This is a genomic window from Saccharopolyspora rectivirgula DSM 43747 (assembly GCF_000497205.1).
Lineage (GTDB): Bacteria > Actinomycetota > Actinomycetes > Mycobacteriales > Pseudonocardiaceae > Saccharopolyspora > Saccharopolyspora rectivirgula.
In genome coordinates, this window is the sequence record NZ_AYJW01000029.1 from 1 (window position 1) to 22,724 (window position 22,724).

Sequence of the window (22,724 nt, forward strand, 5' to 3'; positions counted from 1 at the left end):
CTCCGGGAGAGATTCCGAACAACCGGTCAGTGCGGCACGTTCGGGCGGCCTCCCCAAGTGGGAGGCCGTGTTGGAACGGATGCGGTCGGAGAACTTCCCGGTCGCCTCCAAAGTGCTGCCCCCGAGCGTGCGGCAGGACTTGCATGCCCTCTACGGTTACTTCCGACTGGTTGATTACGCCGGCGACGAGGCCCCGGGGCACCGAGGGGAGCTGCTCGACCTGCTGGAGGTGGATCTGCGTCGGGCCTACCAGGGCACAGCGCGGATCCCGGCGCTGCGAGCGCTCAGTCCGACGGTGCGCAAGCACGGCATTCCGTACGAGGTCCTGGTCAAGTTGATCGAGGCCAACCGGCAGGACCAACGGGTGCGCAGGTACGAGACGTTCGCAGACCTGCTCGACTACTGCGCTCTGTCAGCTGCCCCGGTCGGAGAAGCGGTCCTGCACGTGTTCGACCGCGCTGACAAGAGCTTGATCGAACTGTCGGACAAGATCTGCACCGCACTGCAGATCCTGGAACACTGCCAGGACATCAGGGCTGACTTCAACCAGGGGCGGATCTACATCCCCGCCGAGGACATGCGCCGCTTCGGTTGCGCTGAAGAAGAACTCGCCGGCGCCCACGCGTCGACGAAACTGCGCGGATTAGTGAAGTTCGAGGTGGACCGGGCGCGGCGGATGCTGGCGGCCGGCGCACCCATCGTCTCGCAACTGTCCGGTATGGCCCGGATAGCGGTGTCGGGGTACATCGCCGGTGGCCGTGCCACCGCTGCGGCATTCGCCGCGGCCGGACATGATCCGCTCAGCACCGAGATACGTCCCGGCCGCGTGCGGACCTTCGTGGAATGGGGAAAACTCTACGCTCTGGGGAGACCTTGGTGACTGAGGCGGCGAGCATTGCGGATGCTTATCGGGAATGCGAGCGGATCACCCGTCAGCAAGCCCGCAACTTCTACTACGGCATCCGCTTGCTGCAGCCCCCGAAGCGGCGCGCGCTGAGCGCCGTTTACGCCTTCGCTCGACGCGTGGACGATGTGGGGGACGGCGAGCTGCCCGCGGAGGAGAAGCTGCAGCAACTGAAACAGGCGCGACACGCGCTGCAGCACATGTCGGTGGATTCATCCGATCCCGTGCTGGCAGCCCTGGCCGACGCCAGCAGCCGCTTCCCGATCCCCCTGCCAGCTTTCGCCGAGCTCATCTCCGGGTGCGAAGCGGATGTGCGCGGCCAGCAGTACGACACGTTCGCCGAACTCGTCGGCTACTGCCGTTGCGTCGCCGGGTCCATCGGGCGCCTCTCCCTCGGGGTGTTCGCCCCCGAGGACAGCAAAACCGCCGAACCCCACGCCGATTCGCTGGGAGTGGCGCTGCAGCTGACCAACATCCTCCGCGACGTCCGGGAAGACCAGCGCAACGGGCGGGTCTACCTCCCCCGGCAAGACCTGGCCGTGTTCGACGTCGAGCTCAGCCCGAGCGGCGAGCTCATCACCTCAGGTGACTCCTGGGAAAGATTGATCCGGTTCCAGGCGGCCCGCGCTGAGTGCTGGTACGAGGAGGGGTTTCGGCTGCTGCCGATGCTGGACCGCCGCAGCCGTGCCTGCACTGCTGCCATGGCCGGCATCTACCACCAACTGCTGCAGCGCATCGCGGCCAAACCGCACGCGGTGATCCAGCGCCGCGCCGCACTGCCCGGGTGGCGCAAAGCAGTGGTGGCCGTCCGCGCGCTGGCGGGGTGGCAGCCGTGAGCCGCGGTCAGGTGGTGGTGATCGGCGGCGGGCTCGCTGGGATCAGCGCTGCGCTGCGCTGCGCGGACAACGGCTTCACCGTCACCCTCTTGGAAGCGCGCTCCAGGCTCGGCGGTGCCACGTACTCCTTCCAGCGGGGAGAGTTGGAAGTGGACACCGGCCAGCACGTGTTCCTGCGGTGCTACCGCAATTACCGCGGACTGCTGGACCGCCTCGGGGTCAGCTCGCACGTGAGCATCCAGCCGCGGTTCCACATCCCGGTGCTCGCCCCCCGAGGCCGGCGAGCCGAGGTGCGCCGCTGGAACCTGCCGGCTCCCTGGCACTTGCTGCCTGCGCTGCTGGGCTACCGGCTGTTGACCGTGGGGGAGCGGATCGGTGTCGCGCGTGCAGCTTGGGCGATGCGCAAACTCCCCCTCGATGACCCGGAGCTGGATCGGACCAGCTTCGCCGACTGGCTGCGCGCGCACGGGCAACACGACCGGGCGGTGGACCTCTTCTGGGGGCTGTTGGCGGTTGCCGCGCTGAACGCTTCCCCGCGGCAAGCTTCGATGGCCTTGGCCGCGAGGGTGTTCCGCACCGGGGTGCTCGACGAAACCGACAGCGCGGACATCGGGATTCCCCAAGTCCCGTTGAGCAAGCTGCACGGCGAACCCGCCCACCGGGAACTGACCGCCAGCGGCGTCCGGGTTCTACTGCGCTGCAAGGTGACCGGGATGCAGCGCGGACGAGACGGCCTGCGCGTGTGCTTCCGGGAGCGATCCGGAACCTCCACGATCGACGCGGATTGGGTCGTCGTCGCGGTACCGCACTGGTCGGCTTCCCGGTTGCTGGCCGGGCACGGTGTGGCCGGGCGGGAGGAGTGGGCCCAGCTCTCCTCGGCGCCGATCATCAACGTCCACGTCTGGTACGACCGCCCGGTCACCGACCTGCCGGTCAGCGCGGTGGTCGACTCGCCGGTGCAGTGGGTCTTCGACCGGACCGAGGCAGCCGGCGCCGGGGACGGCCAGTACCTGGTCCTGTCGATTTCAGCGGCCCAGCCCTACCTGCACCAGCGGGCTGAGCAACTGCAGCAGCTCTTCCTGCCCGCGCTCGAGGAAATATTCCCAGCAGCCCGCCGAGCCGAGGTGCGGGACTTCTTCGTCAGCAGGGAACCGAACGCCACTTTCCTGCAAGCCCCGGGCGTCGCTCGCCTTCGACCGGGGCCGCACACCGAAATTCCCGGGCTCCTCCTCGCTGGTGCCTGGACGGCCACCGGTTTCCCGGACACCACCGAAGGGGCAGTGATGAGCGGTCTTCGAGCCGCAGAAGCAGTGGACCTCGAGCAGCGATCGGCGCGTGGCGTGGAGGTGACCGCATGACAACTGTTGTGCCGCCTGTACTTCTCTCTGCCCGAGAAGCGGTGGAACCGGTGCTGCGCGAAGCAGTCGGCAAGCTGGAACCGCACACCCGAGGGGTGTGCGAATACCACTTCGGCTGGCAGAACGCGGACGGATCTCCGGCCACCAGCGGAGGCAAAGCGCTGCGCCCGGCAATGGTGCTGCTGGGGGCCAGGAGCGCGGTACCGGACTGCGATCCACCCCTGCCGGCCGCGGCGGCCGTCGAACTCGTGCACAACTTCTCCCTGCTGCACGACGACGTGATGGACAACGACACCGCTCGACGCCATCGCCCGACCGCGTGGACCATCTTCGGTCGTTCCGCCGCCCTGCTGGCCGGAGACGCCCTGCTGGCCTTGGCCACCGACGTGCTGCTGGAGAAGAACAGCCCGCACACCGCGGCAGCGGTCCGCTGGTTGTCCGCCGCCACCCGCACCCTGATCGCCGGCCAGGCGGCTGACCTCGACTTCGAGCGGCGCAACGACGTGCGCCTGGACGAGTGCTTGCAGATGGCGCACGACAAGACGGCCGTGCTGCTCGGGTGCGCCGCTTCCATCGGAGCCCTGTACTTGGGGGCGGAACAGCGGGAAGTGACCCGGCTCCACACCTTCGGGGTGGAACTCGGGATGGCGTTCCAACTCGTCGACGACCTGCTCGGCCTGTGGGGAGATCCCGAGGTCACCGGCAAGCCCGTGCTCTCCGACCTGCGCACCCGGAAGAAGACCGTGCCGGTGGTCCACGCGCTGAACTCGGGCACCCCCGAGGGCGAACGGCTGCGCCGGTTGTACGACCAGCCCGATCCGCTGACCGAGGACGAACTGCAGGAAGCCGCTGAAATGGTGCAGCGCACTGGGTCTGCGGATTGGACTCGAGCGGAGTGCGAACGCCGGCTGGCCACCGCCCGGCAGCACTTGGGGAGCGGCCCGCCAGAAGTGATCGATTCGCTGACCGAACTCGCCGAGTTCATCGTTCGGAGGAAACATTGACCGACCAGCTTCAGCACGCCCCAGCGTCAATCGGAGAGGGCCCGGACGTCCAAGCCGCGCTGCGCGCTGCCCGGGACTACTTCCTGTCCCTGCAGCACCCCGCCGGCTATTGGAAGGGTGAGCTGGAAACCAACGTCACGATGGATGCCGAAGACCTGCTGTTGCGCCAATTCCTGGGAATTCGCACTCAGCAGGAGACCGAGGAAGCCGCCCGCTGGATTCGTTCCCAGCAGCGCGAGGACGGCACCTGGGCCCTCTTCCGCGGAGGACCCGGTGATCTGTCCACCACGGTCGAAGCCTACGTGGCGCTCAAACTGGCCGGTGATGACATCAGGGCAGAGCACATGGTGGCCGCTCGGGAGTGGATCCTCACGCACGGCGGGCTGGAATCCACCCGGGTGTTCACCCGGATCTGGCTGGCCCTGTTCGGGGAGTGGTCGTGGCGGGACCTCCCGGCCATGCCTCCGGAGATCGTGCTGCTGCCGACCTGGGTGCCGCTGAACCTTGCGGACTGGGGATGCTGGGCGCGGCAGACCATCGTCCCCCTCACCGTGGTGTGCACCCTGCAACCCCGTCGAGAACTCGGCTTCAGCGTTCGGGAACTCCGCACCGGGCAGCGCCCACCGCGCGTGCGGCCGCAGTGGAACGCCGAATACGGCTTCCACCTGCTGGACCGGGTACTGCACCTGTACCAGAAGCGTCCGGTGCGGACGCTCCGGCAGCACGCGATGCTGCGTGCCGCGGAGTGGATCATCGCCCGGCAGGAAGCGGACGGGGGCTGGGGCGGCATCCAGCCGCCGTGGGTGTACTCAATTCTGGCGCTGCACCTGCTGGGGTATTCGCTGGAGCACCCGGTGCTGCGCCAAGCGCTCGACGGTCTGGAGGGGTTCCTCATCAGGCAGAAGACGCCGGAGGGGACGGTCCGCCGACTGGAGGCGTGCCAATCCCCGGTGTGGGACACCGTGCTCGGCATGCAGGCGCTGCGCGATGCCGGCCTGCCCGCTGACCACCCCGCTCTGCGCAAAGCTGCCGACTACGTGCTGGACCAGGAAATCCAGGTCAAAGGTGACTGGTCGGTGCGCAGGCCCGAGCTGCCGCCCGGCGGCAACTGGGCGTTCGAGTTCGAGAACGACTGGTACCCGGACATCGACGACACCGCGGAAGCCCTGCTGGCGCTCAACCGGGTGGACCACCCCCACCGGAACGAGGTGCAGGGGGCGATCTCCCGAGGAATTCGCTGGTTGCGGGGCATGCAGTCGGCCGATGGAGGTTGGGGCGCCTTCGACGCCGACAACACCCGGGGACTGGTGGGCAAACTGCCGTTCTGCGACTTCGGGGAAGTCATCGATCCCCCTTCGGCGGACGTCACCGCCCACGTCGTCGAAGCGCTGTCCGTGCTGGGGCACCGCAACGACAAGACCACCCGCGACGGGGTGCAGTGGCTGCTGGACCACCAGGAAGCCGACGGCTCGTGGTTCGGCCGCTGGGGCGCGAACCACGTGTACGGCACCGGAGCGGTGGTACCGGCCCTGGTGCGCGCGGGAATCCCCACCGACCACCCGGCGGTGCGGCGGGCGGTGAACTGGTTGGAGCAGCACCAGAACCCCGATGGCGGTTGGGGAGAGGACCTGCGCTCCTACGACGACCCCAGCTGGATCGGCCGGGGCACCTCCACCCCCTCGCAGACGGGATGGGCGCTGTTCGCCCTGCTGGCCGCTGGTCGGCAGCACTCCCCGGTGGTGCGCCGCGGGGTGGAGTACTTGGTCCGCACCCAGCGCGCCGACGGAGGTTGGGACGAGGAGATGTTCACCGGAACCGGTTTCCCCGGTGATTTCTACATCAACTACCACCTGTACCGGGTGATCTTCCCGCTGGCCGCCCTCGGGCGCTACCACCAAGCGATCTCCGAGGAGGCCCCGGAGACGCTGGTGGCCGACGAACTGGAAGCGGGATAGCGCCATGACCGGCCTGCTGGTGTGCGCTCCGCTCGGCATCGAGGCCCGGGCGCTGCGGGCGACGCTGGGACCGGGCCCGGTCGTGCGAACCGGGTTCGGTCCGGCCCGCAGCGCGAAAAGCGCCGCAGAGCTGGCTCGTCGGGAATTCTCGGCCCTGGTCGTGGCCGGCTTGGCCGGCGGTGTCGGAGCAGACCTGCACCCCGGGGACGTGGTCGCGGCCAGCGAGGTGCGCGGTCGCCGGACCGTGCCCTGCTCCCTGCTGCCGGGGTTATGGCAAGAGCTGCTGCGCGCCGGACTGCCGGTGCGACGCGGACCGGTGGCCACCGTGGACCACGTGGTGCGCGGTCGGCAGCGGGACGAGCACCGGCGGGCCGGTGCCCTGGCGGTGGACATGGAATCCGCTGAACTGGCCGCGATCGCCCGAGGACGTCCGCTCGCCGTGCTCCGGGTCGTCGTCGACACCGCCGAACAACCGCTGTTGAGCGTCGGCACACCGCTGCGCGCCCTGCGAGCGCTGAGCACATTGCGGACCATCGGCACATGCCTTCGGCGTTGGGCTGGCTCCGGACCAGACTTCGTCGGCGATTTCTCTTCCCAGCCACCTGAGGAGGTGCTCTGATGGGAATTCCACTGCGGCAGGCCGTCCGAGTCGGTTCCTACTTGCTGAAGCAGAAGCTGGCTCGCCGATCCAAGTTCGCCCTCCTGCTGGAGCTGGAGCCGCTGTTCGCCTGCAACCTGGCCTGCGCCGGGTGCGGGAAGATCCAGCATCCGGCCAGCGTGCTCAAACAGCGGATGCCGGTGGAGCAGGCGATCGCGGCGGTGGAGGAGTGCGGCGCCCCGATCGTGTCCATTGCCGGTGGTGAGCCGCTGATGCACCCGGAGATCGACGTCATGGTCCGGGAGCTGGTCCGTCGCAAGAAGTTCGTTTACCTGTGCACGAACGCACTGCTCATGCCCCGGAAGATAGACAAGCTGGAACCGTCCCCGTACTTCTCCTGGGCGGTGCACATCGACGGGTTGGAGCAGCGGCACGACGAATCGGTGTGCAAGAAGGGCGTTTTCGCGCAGGCCGTGGAGAACGTGAAGGAGGCGCAGCGGAGGGGCTTCCGGGTGACCACCAACAGCACCTTCTTCAGCAACGACTCCCCGAGCTCGGTGATCGAGGTGCTGGACTACCTCAACAACGAGCTCGAAGTGGACAAGATGATGGTGTCGCCGGCCTACGCCTACGACAAGGCACCCGACCAGGAGCACTTCCTCGGCGTCACCGAGACCCGGGAACTCTTCCGCAAGGTGTTCGCCGACGGTCGGCGCAAGAAGTGGCGGTTCAACCACTCGCCGCTGTTCCTGGACTTCCTGGAAGGCAAGGTGGACTTCGCCTGCACCGCGTGGGCCATCCCGTCCTACTCGCTGTACGGCTGGCAGCGTCCGTGCTACCTGATGTCCGACGGTTATGCCAGCAGCTACCAGGAACTGTTGGAGGAAACGGACTGGTCCGCCTACGGAAGGGGGAAGGACCCCCGGTGCGCCAACTGCATGGCGCACTGCGGTTACGAGCCCACCGCGGTGCTGGCCACGATGGGGTCGTTGCGGGAATCGATCCGCGCCATGCGCGAGTGAACGGCTCGCATCAGCCGAACCTGCGGGCGAGCCGGTGGAACGCTCCGGGGAAGAGCCCCTGCACCCGGACGGCCAATTCCAGCCAGCGCGGCACGTACACCTCGTCGATCCCCCGTTCGATGGCGCGAACCGCTTGCCGCGCTACCGCTTCCGGAGCGATCATGCGCGGAAACCGCCGGTCGTAGGGAGTGCCGCGGCGGTCGAAGAACGGTGTGCGCACCGCACCGGGGAACACCGTGGAGACACCCACCCCGTGCGGCTCCGCTCGATACCGCAGACTGGTCGCGAACGCGCGCAGCCCGGCCTTGGTCGCCGAGTACACCTCCTCCCCGCGGACACCGACGGCAGCGATCGAGGAGACGAAGACGATGTGCCCCCGGCGGCGTTGCACCATTCCGGGCAGCGCCGCCCGGGTCAGCAGCATGGGCGCGGTGAGGTTCACCGCCGTCAGCTCGAGAACGCGGTCTTCCGGCATGTCCGTGAACTGCCCCGCCCAACCGGCACCGGCGCTGTGCACCAGCACGTCCACTTCACCGGCAGCCGCCACCAGCTGCTCGGAACCGGCTGGATCCGCCAGATCCGCTGGGCAGACCCGCCCGCCGGTGCGGCGGGCCACCTCCGCCAAGCGATCGGGGTCGCGGCCGCTGAGCAGCACTTTGCACCCGGCAGCGGCCAGCTCTTCGGAAATCGCCGCGCCGATCCCGGAGGAAGCGCCGGTCACCAGTGCGGTGCTGCCGTCAACCCGCAACGCCATGACGCCCTCCCTCGCCGGCGCCACCGCTGGCGACCGACCAGACCGGCCGGGGCATCAGCAGAGGGTCGTGCATTCGCTCCTCCGGAACTGGTGCGGGGGTCAGGTACCGCTGGTGTGCTGCAGCAAGTCGAACGCCGACTTCATGTGCTGGGCCACCGCACCGGCTCGCGGGGCGATCTCCGGATCGGTGGTGATTCCCGAGAAGATGGCCTCTCCCCAGTTGAGAGCGCCCACGGCAAGGCCCACCCCTTCTGCGAGGGACAGCACGGGAACCGCAGCCTCGACAGGAGAACCGCCGATTCGCGGCACCCGCCGACGACCGGGTAGGACTGAGACGATCGCGTTGAAGAAGGCCCGGTGGTAGACCCGTCGAGCTATCCAGCGGTGCAGCGGCGCAGGCAACCAGCCGAACGCGGTCAGCACCGCGCTGGCCGCCTCCGCCTGCCGGTACCGCTTCTCGGAGTCGAGTTGGTCGTCCACCGCGGCCAGGCGGGAGGTGAACGGCATCGGCCCGACCGGGAGATCGACGGCGAGCGTGCTCGTGTGATTCCCGGGGGCGTCCGCTCCCGGGCCGTCGTGCCGGATCCGCGTGGTCTGCGGGATCATGACCCGCAACTGCTGCGCACCGGACCGCGGTGTTGCCCGGTGCACCGCTTCGGCGATCAGCGCCAGCACCACCCCGGTGGTGCTCACCCGGTGCCGGCGGGCCAGCTGGCGCAGCTCGGGCGCCGGCAACTCCGCCCAGGCGATTTCCCGGCGGGAACTGCTCATCCCGGTGACCGGACTGCGAGGGGCGAAGCCCGCCGCGGCCAGTTCGGCGATGCCGCGCAACACCGGCAAGACGTTCTTGCTCCGCCGGGGAAGACCGATCGAGGCTCCTCGGCGCACCGGATCCGGGTGGTCCGTCAGCAAGCGCACCAGCGTGCTGGTGACGGCCAGGCCATCGCCGAGGGCGTGGTGCATCTTCACCAGCAGGTTGCAGTGCCCGGAAGGATCGTGCAGCAGCTGCAGTTCCCACGGAGCGCGATCGGTGCGCACGGGGCGGCGGAAGAACTCGGTGACCGCGGCCCCGGTCTCTTCTGACGTGCTGAGCTGGCGCCAGTGGAGGTGCTCTTCCGGAGAACTGCTGTCCTGGCGCCAGCGCGGTCGCCGACCGGGGCGGAGAACGAGCCGCCGGGTGAGCATCGGCAGGTCGCCGACCCGCTCGGCCAGCTTCCCCCGGAGGTGTTCGGCCCACTCCTCGGCTGGTCTTCCCAGGTCCGGGAAGCGCAACAGGACACCGGTCTGCTGCGGGACGTTCGGGGTGGCGGCGTGGACGAAGAACGCGTCGGACGACCGCAGCGGTCGATTCCCGTGGTGCTGCGGCAGGTGCTGCAAAGCCTCCACCTGGTCGGCGAAGTTGCCGGAAGAGGCGTGTTCCAGGGCTCGTTTTTCCTGATCCGCCAGCTGCTGCGGATCGGAGAGCCAGTGTCGCAAGGTCTCGGTCAGTTCCTGCTCGTTCCAGCACAGGGCGGCCAGTCCGGCTCGAGCCATCAGCCTGGCGTTGGCCTTGCCGTGACCGGCGATCGGTTCGAACATCACCACCGCCCGGCCGCAGGCCAGCGCTTCCAGCGCCGTCGCACCTCCGGCGTTCGTGACCACCACGTCGGCGGCGGCCAGCAACCCCGGCATGTCCTCGACCCACCCCAGCGGCACCACCCGGGGGTCGGGGTGCTGGCTGAGCCGCTGGTGCAGAGCGCGGTTGCGGCCGCACACCACGACCACCTGGCGCACCCGGTCTTCCCGGAGGCAACCGTCGAGGGCGCGGTCCACCGCGCCGAACCCGTAGGAACCGCAGGCGAGCAGGGCGGTGAACCCGTCCGCCAAACCGTGCCGCTTCCGCGCGAGAGCGCGGTCCTGCGGTTGGAAGGCCGAAACCACCGGGGGCACGCAGACCTCGCCCACCGCGTGCGGTTCAGCGCGTTCCATGGCGCGCAGGCTCTCCTGGCTGGCGACGTAGTGCAGGTCGATCTCCGGGTACACCCAAAAGGGGTGCGGTGCGAAGTCGGAGACCACCGCGGCCGTCGGAACGTCGAGGAGGTCGTGCCGGCGCAACCAGTTCAACCCGGCCGTGCCCAGCGGATAGGTGCTGATGATCAGATCAGGTCGGTATTCGGCCAGCACGCGCTTGAGCCGTTGCCCGCACCAGGCTCCGGTGAAGTTCCTCGACGCGTTGGCGAACCACCGGTACCGCCACAGCGCGGCGTAGAAGAAGTCGTAGAGCCACGGGGTCGATTCCACGTTGGTCACGTAGATCCAGTTGAACGCGCGCGGAACCCAGCGGCCCATGACCTGCAGTGCGTCCAGCCAACGCGTCTGGCAGCCAGGCCAGCGCTCGTGGACAGCTTCTTCGACGGCGCGGGCGGTGGCGTTGTGCCCCTCGCCGATGGTGGCGCTGATGAGCAGCACGCGCTGCGGGTGGCCGTTCACGAGACTGAATCCTTTCGGTCCGGCTCGTGCGTTCGAAGGTTAACCTCCGGCAGCGGTTCCGGCTGGTCGAACAACCCCTTGCGGGGCCAGCTCCCGACGCCGCGCTCGCGGGGAAGCGCGCTAGATCCGGTTCCCGGCTCGTCTTGGCTGTCCACGCGGAGCTCGTTGTGGTGTGATCGGCAGCGAGGATCGCGATCGGGAGCAGTTGCTGATGAGAAGAGGGCGCCGAGGCCACCCCTGCCAGGTCGACACGTCGCAGATCGGGATGTGGACCTGCCCGGAGTGCGGGCAGAAGTGGGAGGTCCACGGAGTGGCCGGGCAGGTGGTCAAGGTCCGCAGGGTCAGCAGAATAGCGTGGTTCTTCGTCCGACTGCTGGGGTGATCCCCGCGAATGCGCTGACTGCGATTGCCGGTTTGGGGGTATCCGGCCTGCGGGAACGGGAAATCGCAGCGGGGATCCGGTATGGGCAGTGCAGTCCTGATCGTTGTGGTGGCCGTTGCGGCGGTCATCGTGCTGGTGCTGATCGGTTTGCTGCTGCTCCAGCAGCGGACTGCGCGGCTGCAGCAGCGCCTCTCCGAACGCTCCGAGGAGGAGAACGGACGGCGTGAGGACACCGCTGAGTGAGTTGCAGCGCCGCTGGGAGAACCGCATCAGAACCTTCCCGTCCCCGCGGTCGCGGCAGCAGCGCCGCTCGTCGGGTGCAACTGCCTTCGCGCTCGTTCGGCGTGACGGCGCAGCTGAACCAGCTCTCGCCGAGCGGGCTGCGGGCGGCCGACGGTGAGCAATGACGCACTCGCACGGACGGACCTGCGCAGATGTGTGCCTGGGACAGATCTTGGGGAACTGCTGGGGACAGAGGGGTTTCCCTGAGCAGGGAAGAAGACAGGAAGTGGTTCACGACCAGCGTGGTCCCCGGCAAGAAGGGGCAGTCCCGCAAGGGGGGCCAGGTGAGCAACGAGCGCAGCCGGGTGTGGTCCCCGCTGGCTCGGAACTTCGCGGATCTCGGCCGCGACCTGTTCGCCGCCGCACGTGTGGCGGAGGTGCTGGAGCACGTGGTCGGCGTGGCGACGACCGTGATGGCCGGGGCCAACGGCGCGGGGATCACGCTCCGCGGCGCGGACGGGGTGCTGCGGACCACCTCGGCCACCGACGAGCGCTGCGCGCGCTTCGACCAGCTGCAGCAGGAAACCGCTGAAGGGCCGTTCGCCGCCGCCACCGCCGTGGACGGTACGGGCATCTCCGGCAGCCCTGACTTGGCGAAGGAACCCCTCTGGCCGCAGCTGGGGCCCCGAGCGGCGCAGGAGGGGATTCGCGGTGTCCTCTGCGCCGACATGGCTCTTCCGGCCCCCAGGGCGGGGACCCTGAACGTCTACACCAGCGAGCCGCGCGGCCTGGCCGCTTCCGATCCGGACACGCTGCTGGTGCTCGCGTCGTTCGCCGCCACCGCGCTGGCCACCACCGGGGTGGTCACGTCCGAAGAGCTGGCCGCAGAACCGATCCGCGGGCCGCTGCGCAGCGGAGAAGCGATGAAGCGGGCAGCCGAGTTGCTGATGCTGCGCCGCCGCTTGTCCGCGGAGGAGGCCTACGACGTGCTGGAAAAAGCGGTGCGGGAGTTGACCGAGTGGCGCAGCTGAGCGGTCATGAGCCCGTCTTGTCCCGGACTATCACCACGGGGCAGTTGGCGTGCACCGCGCAGCGCCGGCTGACGGAGCCGATCAGCGTTCCGTAGAAGGTTCCGTGGCCCCGGCTGCCGACGACGAGCAGCTCGGCGTCAGCTGCCTCGTCGATGAGCACCTGGGCGGCGTGCCCGTGCTTCAAAGTCCGGCGGATGGTCACCGGAGTTCGGGTCTCCTCCTCCATCTCCTGCACGGTTTCGTCCAGGTTGCGCTGCGCTGAGGCAGCGAAGTCGTCGGGCGGCATGGGGCCGCCTTCCCAGCTGTAGAAGGCCGGGAACTCCCAGGCGCTGACCGCGTGGACCTCGGCGCCGGTCAGTTCGGCCTGGCCGATCGCCCAGCGCAGCGCTCGTTTCGAGGGTTCTGAGCCGTCCACTCCGACCACGATCTTCCGTTCCGCAGCGCTGCCCATGGCTGTGCCTCCTAGCCGCCTCGCCGACTACGAAAGGACCTTTTCCAAGAGTTCGTCGGAGAGCGTGCGCAACTTGGCCTGTGCTTCTGGATCGTGGGCTTGATCCAGTGGTTTGGCCTCCCGGACGCCGTGGAAGTAGCAGCCGGTGAGGCCTTCCGTGTCCGGGGAGTTGACCAGCCGCAGGGTTGCTTGCACTCCTTCGTCGACGGTGCCCAAGGGGGTGACCCCGGCTTCTCGCACCATGGCGGTGTTCATGTAGGTCGCCGGGTGCACCGCGTTGACCCGGACCCCGGTTCCCTCGAGTTCCTTCGCCAAGTCGAAGGTGAACATGATGAGGGCGAGCTTGCTCCGGGCGTAGGCGCGAGTGCCGGAGTAGTTCCGGATCAGCATCGGATCGTCGAAGTCGATGGGGTGCTGGCCGGCGGAAGCGATGTTGACGATGTGGGAGGGAGCGGATTCGCGCAGCAGCGGGAGCAGCAAGCGGGTCAGGTAGTAGCTCGCGAGGTAGTTGACGGCGAATCGCATTTCTATCCCGTCGGGGCTCTCTTGGCGCTCACCTCCGGGAGGTCCTGAGCTGATCCCGGCGTTGTTGATCAGGATGTCGAGCTTTTCGCAGCACTCGGGGACGTCGTGCGCCAGCTGGCGAACTTGGTGCAGATCGGCCAGATCGGCGACCACGACGTCCAGGTCTTGGTTCCCGGTGGAGGCGGCCAGCTCGTCGCGGACGGCTTCGGCGCGCTGCGCGTAGCGGCCGTGGATGAGCACGTGCGCCCCTTCTTGCGCGAACTTTCCGACGAGCGCCCGGCCGAGCCCGTTCGTCGCTCCGGTGACCAGCACGGTCCGCTGCTTGCTTGTGCTCACGGGTGGCTCCGAATTCATCTTGCGGGTCCTCCAAGTGTGGAGATAGGGACGCGCACTTGTCATCCGCGCGAGTGCGGTGAATTTGGCTTTCCTCCTTCTGGAGCGCATTCAGGGGCGTTGGCTTCCACCGGAAGCGCGGCAGGTTGAAGAAGGGTTGTCACGCTTTGTGAATACGTACCTGACCGGGCGATTGTGACTACTAGTAATTGAAGATACACATCGAGTAACAGATTACTTTCCGTTGACCCGAAGAGGGAGCTCTTATGACGACTGGACCGGAATCCACGGGCCGATACCTGGTGCTGCTCGAAGACGACGCGACCATCGTCGGCACCCGTGAGCTGACCAGGCTTGCCGGGCTCCGGTGCGCGAACACCGCGGACATCGCCGGACCCGCTCCCGCCGAGATCTTCGGGGAAGCGGACGGGATCGTGCTGCACGAACTCGGAGTCGCGCTGGTCCAAGCCAATGCGGAACAGGCCTCCCTGATCGAACGAGCCGCGGGGGAGCGAGGCCCCATCGCCGCCTTCGAGCCGGAGCGAACGGTCTACGCCATCGACGGTGAGCCGCGAGCGGAGGACGGGGAGTTCACCTGGGGACTGCAGGCGGTCCGCGGAGACCGCAGCGAGCCCACCGGTGCCGGGGTGCGGGTGGCCATCTTGGACACCGGGCTCGACCAGGAGCATCCCGACTTCGCCGATCGCGACATCGTGGCCGGCTCGTTCGTCCCGGGAGCCGACCCCCACGACGGCCACGGGCACGGCACGCACGTCACCGGCACCGCGTGCGGTCCGCGGCAAGCCCAAGAGGGACCCGGCTACGGATTGGCATCCGAAGCTTCGATATACGCCGGCAAAGTGCTCAGCGATGAAGGTTCTGGCACCGACAGCGGCATCCTCGCCGGAATCCAGTGGGCGATCTCCAACGGGTGTTCGGTGGTGTCCATGTCGTTGGGCGCGCCCGCTCAGCCCGGGCAACCCTACTCGCGGGCGTTCGAACAGGTCGCGCGGCGAGCGATGGCGAGGGGAACGCTCATCATCGCTGCTGCCGGCAACGAGAGCCAGCGTTCGGCGGGGGTCATCGCGCCGGTCGGCCACCCGGCGAACTGCCCGTCGATCATGGCGGTGGGAGCGGTCGGGCCGGAACTGCAGATCGCTGATTTCTCCTCCGGCACGGTCGATGAAATAGGGCAGGTCGACTTGGTGGCGCCCGGAGTGGACGTGTACTCGAGCTTCGCCGGGCCCGAGAAGTACCGCAAGCTCAGCGGGACCAGCATGGCGACCCCGCACGTTTCCGGAGTAGCCGCTCTGCTCGCTCAGCAGACCGGCGAACGTGCCTGGGGCCTGTGGGCCAGGTTGACGCAGTCGGCCAGGAGACTGCCGCTGGCCTCCACTGATGTCGGTGCCGGATTGGTGCAGGCCCCCTGATCGGAAAGCGCCGTCCGGGTCATTCCCGATCTTCGATGGCCTGGGCGGCGACCTTCGTGCAGTTCCCCAGGTCCTCGGCGGCCGCTGCGGCTTGGTCCAAGGCCACGTGCACAGCTGACGGCTCGGAGAGCGAGGGTGATTCGTACTCGTTGGCCAGCAGGTCCAACTGCCGAGCCAGCCGGGCGCCAGCCCGGGTTATGGCGAACAGAGCTTCCTGAGCAGTAGCCAGCTCCTCGGTCGATTTGATGTGCCGGGCGCTGGTTTCCAACTGGCCACCAGCCTGGGCGATGGCTTCCGCGGTAGCGCTCACCTCGTGCCAACGAGATGTTGTGCTGCTGCCCATGAATTGCCCCCGAATCTGCCGTATCAAGCGATCAGGTTGACCGGACGGCTTGCCGCCCAACCTCCATCCAGCGCTTACCCAGTGGCTTCGCTGGTCACACGCAAAGGTGAGCGACATCGCAGGTCATCGCCAGGAGGTGAACCACCATCCGGTGTTGGCGGTCCGGTTGGCCAGCACCGCGCTCATCGCGGCAAGAGCAACACCGGCCCGCCTGCTGTTCGGGACCACGGCGCGTCCGCCGAAAACGTTGTAGTCCGCCTCGACGATCCGGTCGAGGATGTCCTGGTACAGGGTGAACGCGGTGGCGATGCACGGTCGGGAGCAGGGCTTCAGCAGGGCGATCCCGTGCTCGGCGAACCGGTACGTGGCGCGGGTGCGGGCCACTTGGTCGGCCAGAGCTCGCTGCACCTTCCGGTCGGCGATTCCCCGCTGCCGGCACCACACCAGTCGCTCCCGGTCGACCCCGAAAGCGGCCAGTTCATCGGCGGGCAGGTACACCCTGCCCCGATCCAGGTCTTCGCCGACGTCCCGCAAGAAGTTGGTCAACTGGAACGCCCTGCCCAGTGCGGTGGCGTAGGGGGCCGCTTCGGATTGGGGGCACACCGTGCCCAGCACGGGGAGGACCTGCAGCCCGATCACCGCGGCGGACCCGTGGACGTAGGTGTTCAGGGCTTCCCGGGTGGGGTACTCGTGGACCGTCAGATCCATTCGCATGGACGTCATGAAGTCGCTGAACAGCGCCGGTTCTATCGCGTGCCGGGCAGCGGTGTGCGACACCGCCGCCAGCACGGGGTGCTCGGTCCTGAGGCCCTCCAACCCGGTCTTGAGCTCCTGCTCCACCTGGTCGAGCATCTGGTGGAGCTCGGCGCGCCGAGCTGGGGCTGACAAGTCGTCGACCAGGTCGTCCACCCAGCGGGCAAAACCGTACAGAGCGTGGATGGGCGGGCGTTGCGCAGTGGTCAGCAAACGGGTGGCCAGGAAGTAGGTCCGCCCGTGCTGCGCGTTGAGTCGCCGGCACCGGTAGTAAGCCGTCCGCAATTGCGGGTCCGTGATTCCCGCGGCGTCGAGTTCTCGGCGAGCAGCGGCATTCGGTCGGGTACCGGAGAGCATGTGAAGAATCACAGCACACCAGCAGTGCCCCGCAGGACGTGGACACAGCCGCTGGTGAAGCCGGTCACTGCTGGTGATTGCTGTGGGGGTCCGAGGAGAGCACCTCGGTGGGAGTGCGCAGCCCGCTGAACGCCACCTTGGTCACCGCATCGGCTATCTCGGCGCTCCGCATTCCGCGGTTCGGGCGATACCACTCACTGATGGAGTTCACCATGCCGAACAGCAACCGCGCGGTCAGCGCCGGATCCACATCCGGCCGCACGCTGCCCTCGGCAACCGCCTGCTTGACCAAGTCGGTGACGAACCGGTCGAACTCGCGGCGACGCGCGAGCGCCTGCCGCTCGACCCGGGTGTTGCCACGCACCCGCAGCAGCAGGGTCACGAACGGGAGCTCGGCGATCAGCACTTCGACGCTGCGGCGAACCACGTGCTCCAGGCGGTGGATGGCCGGACCGGTGGCGGACTCCTCCTCTTCCAGCACCGCGAACAACGCGTCCAGCGCCCGGTTGACGCTGAGCCGGAGCAGTTCGTCCTTGCCCGAGACGTGGTGGTAGATCGCCGACTTGGTGATCCCGAGGCGGTGGGAGAGGTCCTCCATGCTGGTGCCTTCGTAACCGCGCTCGTTGAAAACCCGGACGGTGACCTCGAGCAATCGCCCGAGGTCATATCCGGGCCGGCCCCGGCGCGTTGCGCGCTCTCCGTTGCCCTGCATACCAGCAAGTATCGCAGTGGGCCGGTCAGCGGTTGCGCCGGTCCACGACGCGCCGAAGTTTGCCGACCGAACGCTCCAGGGTGTCCGGATCGACGATCTCGACCTTGGTGGACACGCCCACGCTGTTCTTGATGTTCTGCTGCAGTTCGGTCACCGCAGTGGTACGGCGTTCCGCAGGGCAGTCCGGGCGTGCCTCCACCCGCACGGTCATGTTGTCCATGCGGCCCTCCCGGGTGAGCACCAACTGGAAGTGCGGTGCCATGCCGGGGGTCTGCAGCACGATCTCCTCGATCTGCGTCGGGTAGACGTTCACCCCGCGCAGCACGATCATGTCGTCGCTGCGCCCGGTGATCTTGCTCATCCGGCGCATCGGGCGGGCGGTGCCGGGCAGCAACCGGGTGAGGTCCCGGGTGCGGTAGCGGATGACCGGCATGGCCTCTTTGGTCAACGAGGTGAACACGAGTTCCCCCTCGCTGCCGTCCGGCAACGGCTCCCCGGTGATCGGATCGATGATCTCGGGGTAGAAGTGGTCCTCCCAGATGTGCAGGCCGTCCTTGGTCTCCACGCACTCGCTGGCCACCCCGGGGCCCATCACTTCGGACAGCCCGTAGATGTCCACGGCGTGGATGTCGAGGCGCTCCTCGATCTCGGCGCGCATCTGATCGGTCCAGGGTTCGGCGCCGAAGATGCCGACCTTCAGCGAAGTGCTGCGGGGATCGATGCCCTGGCGCTCGAACTCGTCGAGCAGCGTCAGCATGTAGGTCGGGGTGACCATGATGATCTCGGGCTGGAAGTCCTGGATGATCTGCACCTGACGCGCGGTCATGCCGCCGGAGGCGGGAACGACGGTGCAACCCAGCTTCTCGGCTCCGTAGTGGGCCCCGAGGCCACCGGTGAACAGCCCGTACCCGTAGGAGACGTGCACCTTGTGCCCGGGGCGGCCACCGGCCGCGCGGATCGAGCGGGCCACCACTTCGGCCCAGGTCTGCAGATCACCGTCGGTGTAACCCACCACGGTGGGTTTGCCGGTGGTGCCGCTGGAGGCGTGCAACCGGCGGACCTTCTCCTGCGGAACGGCGAACATGCCGAACGGGTAGTTCTCCCGCAGGTCCTGCTTGGTGGTGAACGGGAACCTGCTGAGGTCCTCGAGGCTGCGGCAGTCCTGGGGGTGCACCCCGGCTTCGTCGAACTTCTTGCGGTACGCCGGGACGTTGTCGTAGGCGTGCTGCAGGGTTTTCCGCAACCGTTCGAGTTGGACAGCGGCCAGTTCGTCGCGGGAATACCGTTCTGCCTGATCCAGCTCAGCCGGTGCAGGAGCAACGCCGACCCTCTGGGAGGCCAGGGACTTCGTTGTCGCTGTCATTGCTTGGCTCCTTGGTCGGAAATGGTTCGGCTGTGGCCACGGAATTCCGCGACTGTTTCGCTTCCGCGGCGAACGGTGACGTCGTACATGCCGCTGCGGCCGTAGCGAACTCGCTCGGTGGCGGTGGCTTCCAGCAGGTCCCCCTGGCGGACGGGACGGATGAAGGTGATCTCCGCGCTCGCTGCGACGGTGGTGGGCCCGTGACTGTTGCAGGCGCAGGCGAACGTCGTGTCGGCGAACAGGAAGATGTAGCCGCCGTGGGCGATGCCGTGCCCGTTGACCATGGTCTCGGTGATGCGCATCCGAGCCCGGGCGAAGCCGTTGGCCGCTTCCACCAGTTCGATGCCGAGTGCTCGGGAAGCGCGGTCGTCGTCGAACATCGCGTGTGCCGCGTTCGGCGTTGCTTGTGCGTGCACCAATGTCACCGCCTTGGACTGAACGATTAGTCGGTAATTAATGCAGCGGCCGGGGTGGTTGTCAAGGTTGGGATGAGATCAATTCTGGTTCGATAAAGGGAAAATCCGGAACCAGGGGTAGTGCCCGAACCGCCCTTCGGTGCTAGCGTTACTGAACAAACGGTCAGTAATTCAACCCGTGAGGAGGTCGGGGCGCATGGTTGCCCTGCGGAGCTACGTCAACGGTGACTGGCACGTGCCCTCGGACGAAGGAGTCCCGCTCCACGACGCGGTGACCGGGGACGAGGTGGCCCGGGTCTCCTCGGCGGGGATCGACATGGCGTCGGTGCTCGAGCACGGGCGCAGCAAGGGCGGACCCGCCCTCGCCGAACTCACCTTCCACCAGCGCGCCGCGCTGCTTAAAGCGCTCGCTTCCCACCTGCGGGAGCACCGCGAGGAGCTGTACGCGCTCTCCGCCCGCACCGGAGCCACCCTGGCCGACTCGAAGTTCGACATCGACGGCGGCATCGGAGTGCTGTTCAGCTACTCCAGCAAGGGGCGTCGGGAACTGCCCAACGACACCGTCTACGTCGACGGATCGGTGGAAGCGCTCGGCAAGGGCGGCACCTTCGTCGGCCAGCACGTCTGCACCCCGCTGCGCGGGGTGGCCGTGCAGATCAACGCGTTCAACTTCCCGGTGTGGGGTCCGCTGGAGAAGTTCGCCCCGGCCTTCCTGGCCGGGGTGCCAACACTGATCAAGCCGGCCACGCAGACCGCGTACCTCACGCACCGCCTGGTCGAGCTGATGGTGGAGTCCGACTTGCTGCCGGAGGGGTCGCTGCAGCTGGTCTGCGGCAGCGTCGGCGACTTGTTCGACCACCTCACCGACCAGGACCTGGTGTCCTTCACCGGCTCGGCGGCCACCGGTCAGCGACTGCGCGCGCACCCGGTGGTCGCGGCGAACTCGGTGCGGTTCAACGTCGAAGCGGACTCCCTCAACTGCTCCGTCCTCGGTCCTGACGCGGTCCCGGGAACCGACGAGTTCAAGCTCTTCGTCAAGCAGCTGGTCACCGAGATGACCGTCAAGGCGGGGCAGAAGTGCACCGCCATCCGACGCGCCCTGGTGCCGGAGCACCTGCTGGACGACGTGGTCGAGGCGGCACGGGAACGACTCGCCCGGGTGGTGGTCGGCAATCCTGCCTCCGAACAGGTCACGATGGGCGCGCTGGCCAGCCTCGAACAGCGCGAAGAAGTCCGCCGTTCCCTCAAGGCGCTGCTGGAAGCCGGAACGCTGGTGCACGGCGACCCCGAACGGGTCGAGGTGGTGGACGCGGACGCCGAGCGCGGAGCGTTCCTGCCGCCGCTGCTGGTGCGCTGCGCCGACCCGGAGCTGCCGCAGCCGCACGAGGTGGAAGCGTTCGGGCCGGTCAGCACGATCATGCCGTACCGCGACGCCGACCACGCCGTGGAGCTGGCGCGCCGAGGCAAGGGCAGCCTGGCCGGTTCGGTGGTCACCGCCGACGCGGAATTCGCCCGCAAGGTGGTGCTGGGAGCGGCCTCCCGGCACGGCCGCATGCTCGTGCTGAACTCGCGCAACGCCAAGGAATCCACCGGCCACGGCTCCCCGCTGCCGATGCTGGTCCACGGAGGACCGGGACGGGCCGGCGGAGGTGAGGAGATGGGCGGCATCCGGGGCGTGCTCCACCACATGCAGCGCACCGCGGTCCAGGCGGATCCGGACACCCTCACCGCGGTCACCGGCCAGTGGGTGACGGGCTCCCAGCGCAACACCGCTGACCAGCACCCGTTCACCAAGTACCTGGAAGACCTGCGCATCGGGGACTCGGTCGTGGCCGGCCCCCGCAAGGTGACGCTCGAGGACGTCCAGCACTTCGCGGAGTTCACCGGAGACACCTTCTACGCCCACACCGACGAGGAAGCCGCCCGCGCCAACCCGTTCTTCGAGGGCAAGGTCGCGCACGGCTACCTGGTCGTCTCCTTCGCCGCCGGGTTGTTCGTGCATCCCGACCCGGGGCCGGTGCTGGCCAACTACGGGCTGGAGAACCTCCGCTTCCTGACTCCCACCTACCCGGGGGACGAGATCACCGTGACCATGACGGCCAAGCAGATCACGCCGCGGGTCAACGCCGAGCACGGTGAAGTCCGCTGGGACGTGGACGTGACCAATCAGAACGGCGACTCAGTGGCCAAGTACGACGTGTTGACCCTGGTGGCCAAACGGCCGGAGGAGCAGAAGTGACGATGACGACGACGGAAGCCGACCGGCTGGACGAAGCCGAACTGGAACGGCACTTCGAGGAGAAGATCGCCAAGGACCAGCGGATCGAGCCCCGTGACTGGATGCCCGAGGGCTACCGCAAGACCCTGGTGCGGCAGATCGCCCAGCACGCCCACTCCGAGATCATCGGCATGCAGCCGGAAGGCAACTGGCTGACCCGGGCCCCCAGCCTTCGCCGCAAGGCGATCCTGCTGGCCAAGGTGCAGGACGAAGCCGGTCACGGGCTCTACCTGTACTCGGCCGCCGAAACCCTGGGAGTCAACCGGGCCGAGCTGACCGAGCGGCTGCTGCAGCACAAGCAGAAGTACTCGTCCATCTTCAACTACCCGACCCTGACCTTCGCTGACGTCGGTGTCATCGGGTGGTTGGTGGACGGTGCCGCCATCTGCAACCAGGTACCGCTGTGCCGCAGTTCCTACGGCCCCTACGCGCGGGCCATGGTGCGGATCTGCAAGGAGGAGTCCTTCCACCAGCGGCAGGGCTACGAACTGCTGATGACGATGATGCAGGGCACCGAGGAACAGCGGCAGATGGTGCAGGACGCCACCAACCGCTGGTGGTGGCCATCGCTGATGATGTTCGGACCGCCGGACGCCGAATCGCCCCACACCCAGCAGTCCATGGCCTGGCGGATCAAGCGCCACACCAACGACGAGCTGCGGCAGAAGTTCGTGGACATGACCGTGCCCCAGGCGGAAGCGTTGGGCGTGACCCTGCCCGACCCGGAACTGAAGTGGAACCCCGAACGGGGGCACTACGACTTCGGCGAGCCCGACTGGGCGGAATTCAAACAGGTCATCAGCGGCAACGGACCGTGCAACCAAGAGCGGCTGGCCCATCGCACGGCCGCGCACGAACAGGGCAGCTGGGTGCGCGAGGCGGCCGCGGCGTACGCCCGCAAGCACTCCGGGCAGGAGGTGGCGGCATGAGCGAGCAGAAACCACCGCAGGCCGACTGGCCGTTGTACGAGGTGTTCGTGCGCAGCAAGCGAGGGCTCAACCACGTGCACGTGGGGTCGCTGCACGCGGCCGACGACCAGATGGCGCTGCACAACGCGCGCAACCTCTACACCCGCCGCAACGAGGGCGTGAGCATCTGGGTGGTGCGCGCTGACGCGATCACCGCGTCCAGCCCGGACGAGAAGGACCCCTTCTTCACCCCGAGCGGTGACAAGGTCTACCGCCACCCCACCTTCTACGAGATCCCCGACAACGTTCCGCACATGTGA

Annotated in this window: 23 protein-coding genes; 14 read left to right on the plus strand and 9 right to left on the minus strand. The window is 67.9% G+C overall.

Annotated elements, in window-relative coordinates:
- The 7 genes from hpnC to hpnH form a co-directional block, all read left to right on the plus strand.
- A partial coding sequence (gene hpnC / locus SREC43747_RS0109970; RefSeq protein WP_029721070.1) for a squalene synthase HpnC occupies positions 1-880 on the plus strand: 880 nt, incomplete at its 5' end.
- A complete protein-coding gene (hpnD, locus tag SREC43747_RS0109975; protein WP_051387920.1) occupies positions 844-1,740 on the plus strand; it encodes a presqualene diphosphate synthase HpnD in 897 nt (298 codons plus the stop codon). The genes hpnC and hpnD, both read left to right, overlap by 37 nt.
- Complete coding sequence (gene hpnE, locus SREC43747_RS0109980) at positions 1,737-3,098, plus strand: hydroxysqualene dehydroxylase HpnE (protein WP_236623120.1); 1,362 nt, start codon at positions 1,737-1,739, stop codon at positions 3,096-3,098. Before hpnD ends, hpnE begins: the two co-directional genes overlap by 4 nt.
- Positions 3,095-4,102 carry a polyprenyl synthetase family protein gene (locus tag SREC43747_RS0109985; protein WP_029721073.1) on the plus strand — a complete coding sequence of 336 codons (1,008 nt, stop codon included), beginning with the start codon at positions 3,095-3,097 and terminating at the stop codon, positions 4,100-4,102. Before hpnE ends, SREC43747_RS0109985 begins: the two co-directional genes overlap by 4 nt.
- Positions 4,099-6,057, plus strand: coding sequence for a squalene--hopene cyclase (shc, locus tag SREC43747_RS0109990; RefSeq protein WP_051387921.1), 1,959 nt, complete (start codon positions 4,099-4,101; stop codon positions 6,055-6,057). Before SREC43747_RS0109985 ends, shc begins: the two co-directional genes overlap by 4 nt.
- A gap of 4 nt (positions 6,058-6,061) precedes the next feature.
- Positions 6,062-6,676, plus strand: coding sequence for a phosphorylase family protein (locus SREC43747_RS0109995; RefSeq protein ID WP_029721075.1), 615 nt, complete (start codon positions 6,062-6,064; stop codon positions 6,674-6,676).
- Positions 6,676-7,677, plus strand: a complete 1,002-nt coding sequence (gene hpnH / locus SREC43747_RS0110000) for an adenosyl-hopene transferase HpnH (RefSeq protein WP_029721076.1) — start codon at positions 6,676-6,678, stop codon at positions 7,675-7,677. The genes SREC43747_RS0109995 and hpnH overlap by 1 nt, the downstream gene beginning before the upstream one ends.
- A gap of 10 nt (positions 7,678-7,687) precedes the next feature.
- Here hpnH and SREC43747_RS0110005 read toward each other — a convergent pair whose 3' ends face one another.
- Together SREC43747_RS0110005 and SREC43747_RS0110010 are read right to left on the minus strand one after the other, a co-directional pair.
- A complete protein-coding gene (locus SREC43747_RS0110005) occupies positions 7,688-8,431 on the minus strand; it encodes an SDR family NAD(P)-dependent oxidoreductase (protein WP_029721077.1) in 744 nt (247 codons plus the stop codon).
- Positions 8,432-8,530: 99 nt separating this feature from the next.
- Positions 8,531-10,900: an MGDG synthase family glycosyltransferase gene (locus tag SREC43747_RS0110010; RefSeq protein ID WP_029721078.1), complete on the minus strand. Its 2,370-nt coding sequence runs from the start codon at positions 10,898-10,900 to the stop codon at positions 8,531-8,533.
- Between the two features lie 172 nt (positions 10,901-11,072).
- Between SREC43747_RS0110010 and SREC43747_RS21535 the strand changes: the two genes are divergently transcribed.
- The 3 genes from SREC43747_RS21535 to SREC43747_RS21305 all read left to right on the plus strand — a co-directional run bounded on the left by SREC43747_RS21535 (position 11,073) and on the right by SREC43747_RS21305 (position 12,535).
- Positions 11,073-11,282 carry a hypothetical protein gene (locus SREC43747_RS21535; protein WP_037331720.1) on the plus strand — a complete coding sequence of 70 codons (210 nt, stop codon included), beginning with the start codon at positions 11,073-11,075 and terminating at the stop codon, positions 11,280-11,282.
- A gap of 81 nt (positions 11,283-11,363) precedes the next feature.
- Positions 11,364-11,525 (plus strand): hypothetical protein, encoded by a 162-nt coding sequence (locus SREC43747_RS21300; protein ID WP_160173028.1) that lies wholly within the window; start codon positions 11,364-11,366, stop codon positions 11,523-11,525.
- A 323-nt stretch (positions 11,526-11,848) separates the two neighbouring features.
- Entirely contained in the window at positions 11,849-12,535 is a 687-nt protein-coding gene (locus SREC43747_RS21305) for a GAF domain-containing protein (protein ID WP_160173029.1), read from the plus strand.
- A 4-nt stretch (positions 12,536-12,539) separates the two neighbouring features.
- On the opposite strand, the gene SREC43747_RS0110035 is transcribed toward SREC43747_RS21305, so the two are convergent.
- A complete protein-coding gene (locus SREC43747_RS0110035) occupies positions 12,540-12,986 on the minus strand; it encodes a universal stress protein (protein WP_029721080.1) in 447 nt (148 codons plus the stop codon).
- A gap of 27 nt (positions 12,987-13,013) precedes the next feature.
- Positions 13,014-13,847: an SDR family NAD(P)-dependent oxidoreductase gene (locus SREC43747_RS0110040; protein ID WP_306413780.1), complete on the minus strand. Its 834-nt coding sequence runs from the start codon at positions 13,845-13,847 to the stop codon at positions 13,014-13,016.
- 263 nt (positions 13,848-14,110) lie between these two features.
- Between SREC43747_RS0110040 and SREC43747_RS0110045 the strand changes: the two genes are divergently transcribed.
- Complete coding sequence (locus SREC43747_RS0110045) at positions 14,111-15,274, plus strand: S8 family peptidase (protein WP_029721082.1); 1,164 nt, start codon at positions 14,111-14,113, stop codon at positions 15,272-15,274.
- A gap of 19 nt (positions 15,275-15,293) precedes the next feature.
- On the opposite strand, the gene SREC43747_RS19735 is transcribed toward SREC43747_RS0110045, so the two are convergent.
- The 5 genes from SREC43747_RS19735 to paaI form a co-directional block, all read right to left on the minus strand.
- Entirely contained in the window at positions 15,294-15,617 is a 324-nt protein-coding gene (locus SREC43747_RS19735; RefSeq protein WP_029721083.1) for a hypothetical protein, read from the minus strand.
- A 123-nt stretch (positions 15,618-15,740) separates the two neighbouring features.
- A complete protein-coding gene (locus SREC43747_RS0110055; RefSeq protein ID WP_051387923.1) occupies positions 15,741-16,727 on the minus strand; it encodes a phytoene/squalene synthase family protein in 987 nt (328 codons plus the stop codon).
- Between the two features lie 64 nt (positions 16,728-16,791).
- Positions 16,792-17,439: a TetR/AcrR family transcriptional regulator gene (locus tag SREC43747_RS0110060; RefSeq protein WP_029721086.1), complete on the minus strand. Its 648-nt coding sequence runs from the start codon at positions 17,437-17,439 to the stop codon at positions 16,792-16,794.
- Positions 17,440-17,464: 25 nt separating this feature from the next.
- A complete protein-coding gene (gene paaK, locus SREC43747_RS0110065) occupies positions 17,465-18,802 on the minus strand; it encodes a phenylacetate--CoA ligase PaaK (protein WP_029721087.1) in 1,338 nt (445 codons plus the stop codon).
- Positions 18,799-19,182: a hydroxyphenylacetyl-CoA thioesterase PaaI gene (gene paaI / locus SREC43747_RS0110070; RefSeq protein WP_029721088.1), complete on the minus strand. Its 384-nt coding sequence runs from the start codon at positions 19,180-19,182 to the stop codon at positions 18,799-18,801. Before paaI ends, paaK begins: the two co-directional genes overlap by 4 nt.
- A 232-nt stretch (positions 19,183-19,414) precedes the next feature.
- On the opposite strand from paaI, the gene paaZ reads away from it, so the two are divergent.
- The 3 genes from paaZ to paaB are packed head-to-tail and all read left to right on the plus strand — an operon-like array spanning position 19,415 to position 22,724.
- Entirely contained in the window at positions 19,415-21,457 is a 2,043-nt protein-coding gene (gene paaZ / locus SREC43747_RS0110075; RefSeq protein WP_029721089.1) for a phenylacetic acid degradation bifunctional protein PaaZ, read from the plus strand.
- Between the two features lie 2 nt (positions 21,458-21,459).
- Positions 21,460-22,425: a 1,2-phenylacetyl-CoA epoxidase subunit PaaA gene (gene paaA, locus SREC43747_RS0110080; RefSeq protein WP_029721090.1), complete on the plus strand. Its 966-nt coding sequence runs from the start codon at positions 21,460-21,462 to the stop codon at positions 22,423-22,425.
- Positions 22,422-22,724 carry a 1,2-phenylacetyl-CoA epoxidase subunit PaaB gene (gene paaB / locus SREC43747_RS0110085; RefSeq protein WP_029721091.1) on the plus strand — a complete coding sequence of 101 codons (303 nt, stop codon included), beginning with the start codon at positions 22,422-22,424 and terminating at the stop codon, positions 22,722-22,724. Before paaA ends, paaB begins: the two co-directional genes overlap by 4 nt.

Excerpts from the sequence above, each read along its gene's own strand:
- hpnD (WP_051387920.1), top strand. The coding sequence starts at position 844 with ATGGGGAAAACTCTACGCTCTGGGGAGACCTTGGTGACTGAGGCGGCG.
- SREC43747_RS0109985 (WP_029721073.1), top strand. The coding sequence starts at position 3,095 with ATGACAACTGTTGTGCCGCCTGTACTTCTCTCTGCCCGAGAAGCGGTG.
- SREC43747_RS0109995 (WP_029721075.1), top strand. The coding sequence starts at position 6,062 with ATGACCGGCCTGCTGGTGTGCGCTCCGCTCGGCATCGAGGCCCGGGCG.
- hpnH (WP_029721076.1), top strand. The coding sequence starts at position 6,676 with ATGGGAATTCCACTGCGGCAGGCCGTCCGAGTCGGTTCCTACTTGCTG.
- SREC43747_RS0110005 (WP_029721077.1), bottom strand. The coding sequence starts at position 8,431 with ATGGCGTTGCGGGTTGACGGCAGCACCGCACTGGTGACCGGCGCTTCC.
- SREC43747_RS21300 (WP_160173028.1), top strand. The coding sequence starts at position 11,364 with ATGGGCAGTGCAGTCCTGATCGTTGTGGTGGCCGTTGCGGCGGTCATC.
- SREC43747_RS0110035 (WP_029721080.1), bottom strand. The coding sequence starts at position 12,986 with ATGGGCAGCGCTGCGGAACGGAAGATCGTGGTCGGAGTGGACGGCTCA.
- SREC43747_RS0110045 (WP_029721082.1), top strand. The coding sequence starts at position 14,111 with ATGACGACTGGACCGGAATCCACGGGCCGATACCTGGTGCTGCTCGAA.
- SREC43747_RS19735 (WP_029721083.1), bottom strand. The coding sequence starts at position 15,617 with ATGGGCAGCAGCACAACATCTCGTTGGCACGAGGTGAGCGCTACCGCG.
- SREC43747_RS0110055 (WP_051387923.1), bottom strand. The coding sequence starts at position 16,727 with ATGCTCTCCGGTACCCGACCGAATGCCGCTGCTCGCCGAGAACTCGAC.
- SREC43747_RS0110060 (WP_029721086.1), bottom strand. The coding sequence starts at position 17,439 with ATGCAGGGCAACGGAGAGCGCGCAACGCGCCGGGGCCGGCCCGGATAT.
- paaK (WP_029721087.1), bottom strand. The coding sequence starts at position 18,802 with ATGACAGCGACAACGAAGTCCCTGGCCTCCCAGAGGGTCGGCGTTGCT.
- paaI (WP_029721088.1), bottom strand. The coding sequence starts at position 19,182 with ATGTTCGACGACGACCGCGCTTCCCGAGCACTCGGCATCGAACTGGTG.
- paaZ (WP_029721089.1), top strand. The coding sequence starts at position 19,415 with ATGGTTGCCCTGCGGAGCTACGTCAACGGTGACTGGCACGTGCCCTCG.
- paaA (WP_029721090.1), top strand. The coding sequence starts at position 21,460 with ATGACGACGACGGAAGCCGACCGGCTGGACGAAGCCGAACTGGAACGG.
- paaB (WP_029721091.1), top strand. The coding sequence starts at position 22,422 with ATGAGCGAGCAGAAACCACCGCAGGCCGACTGGCCGTTGTACGAGGTG.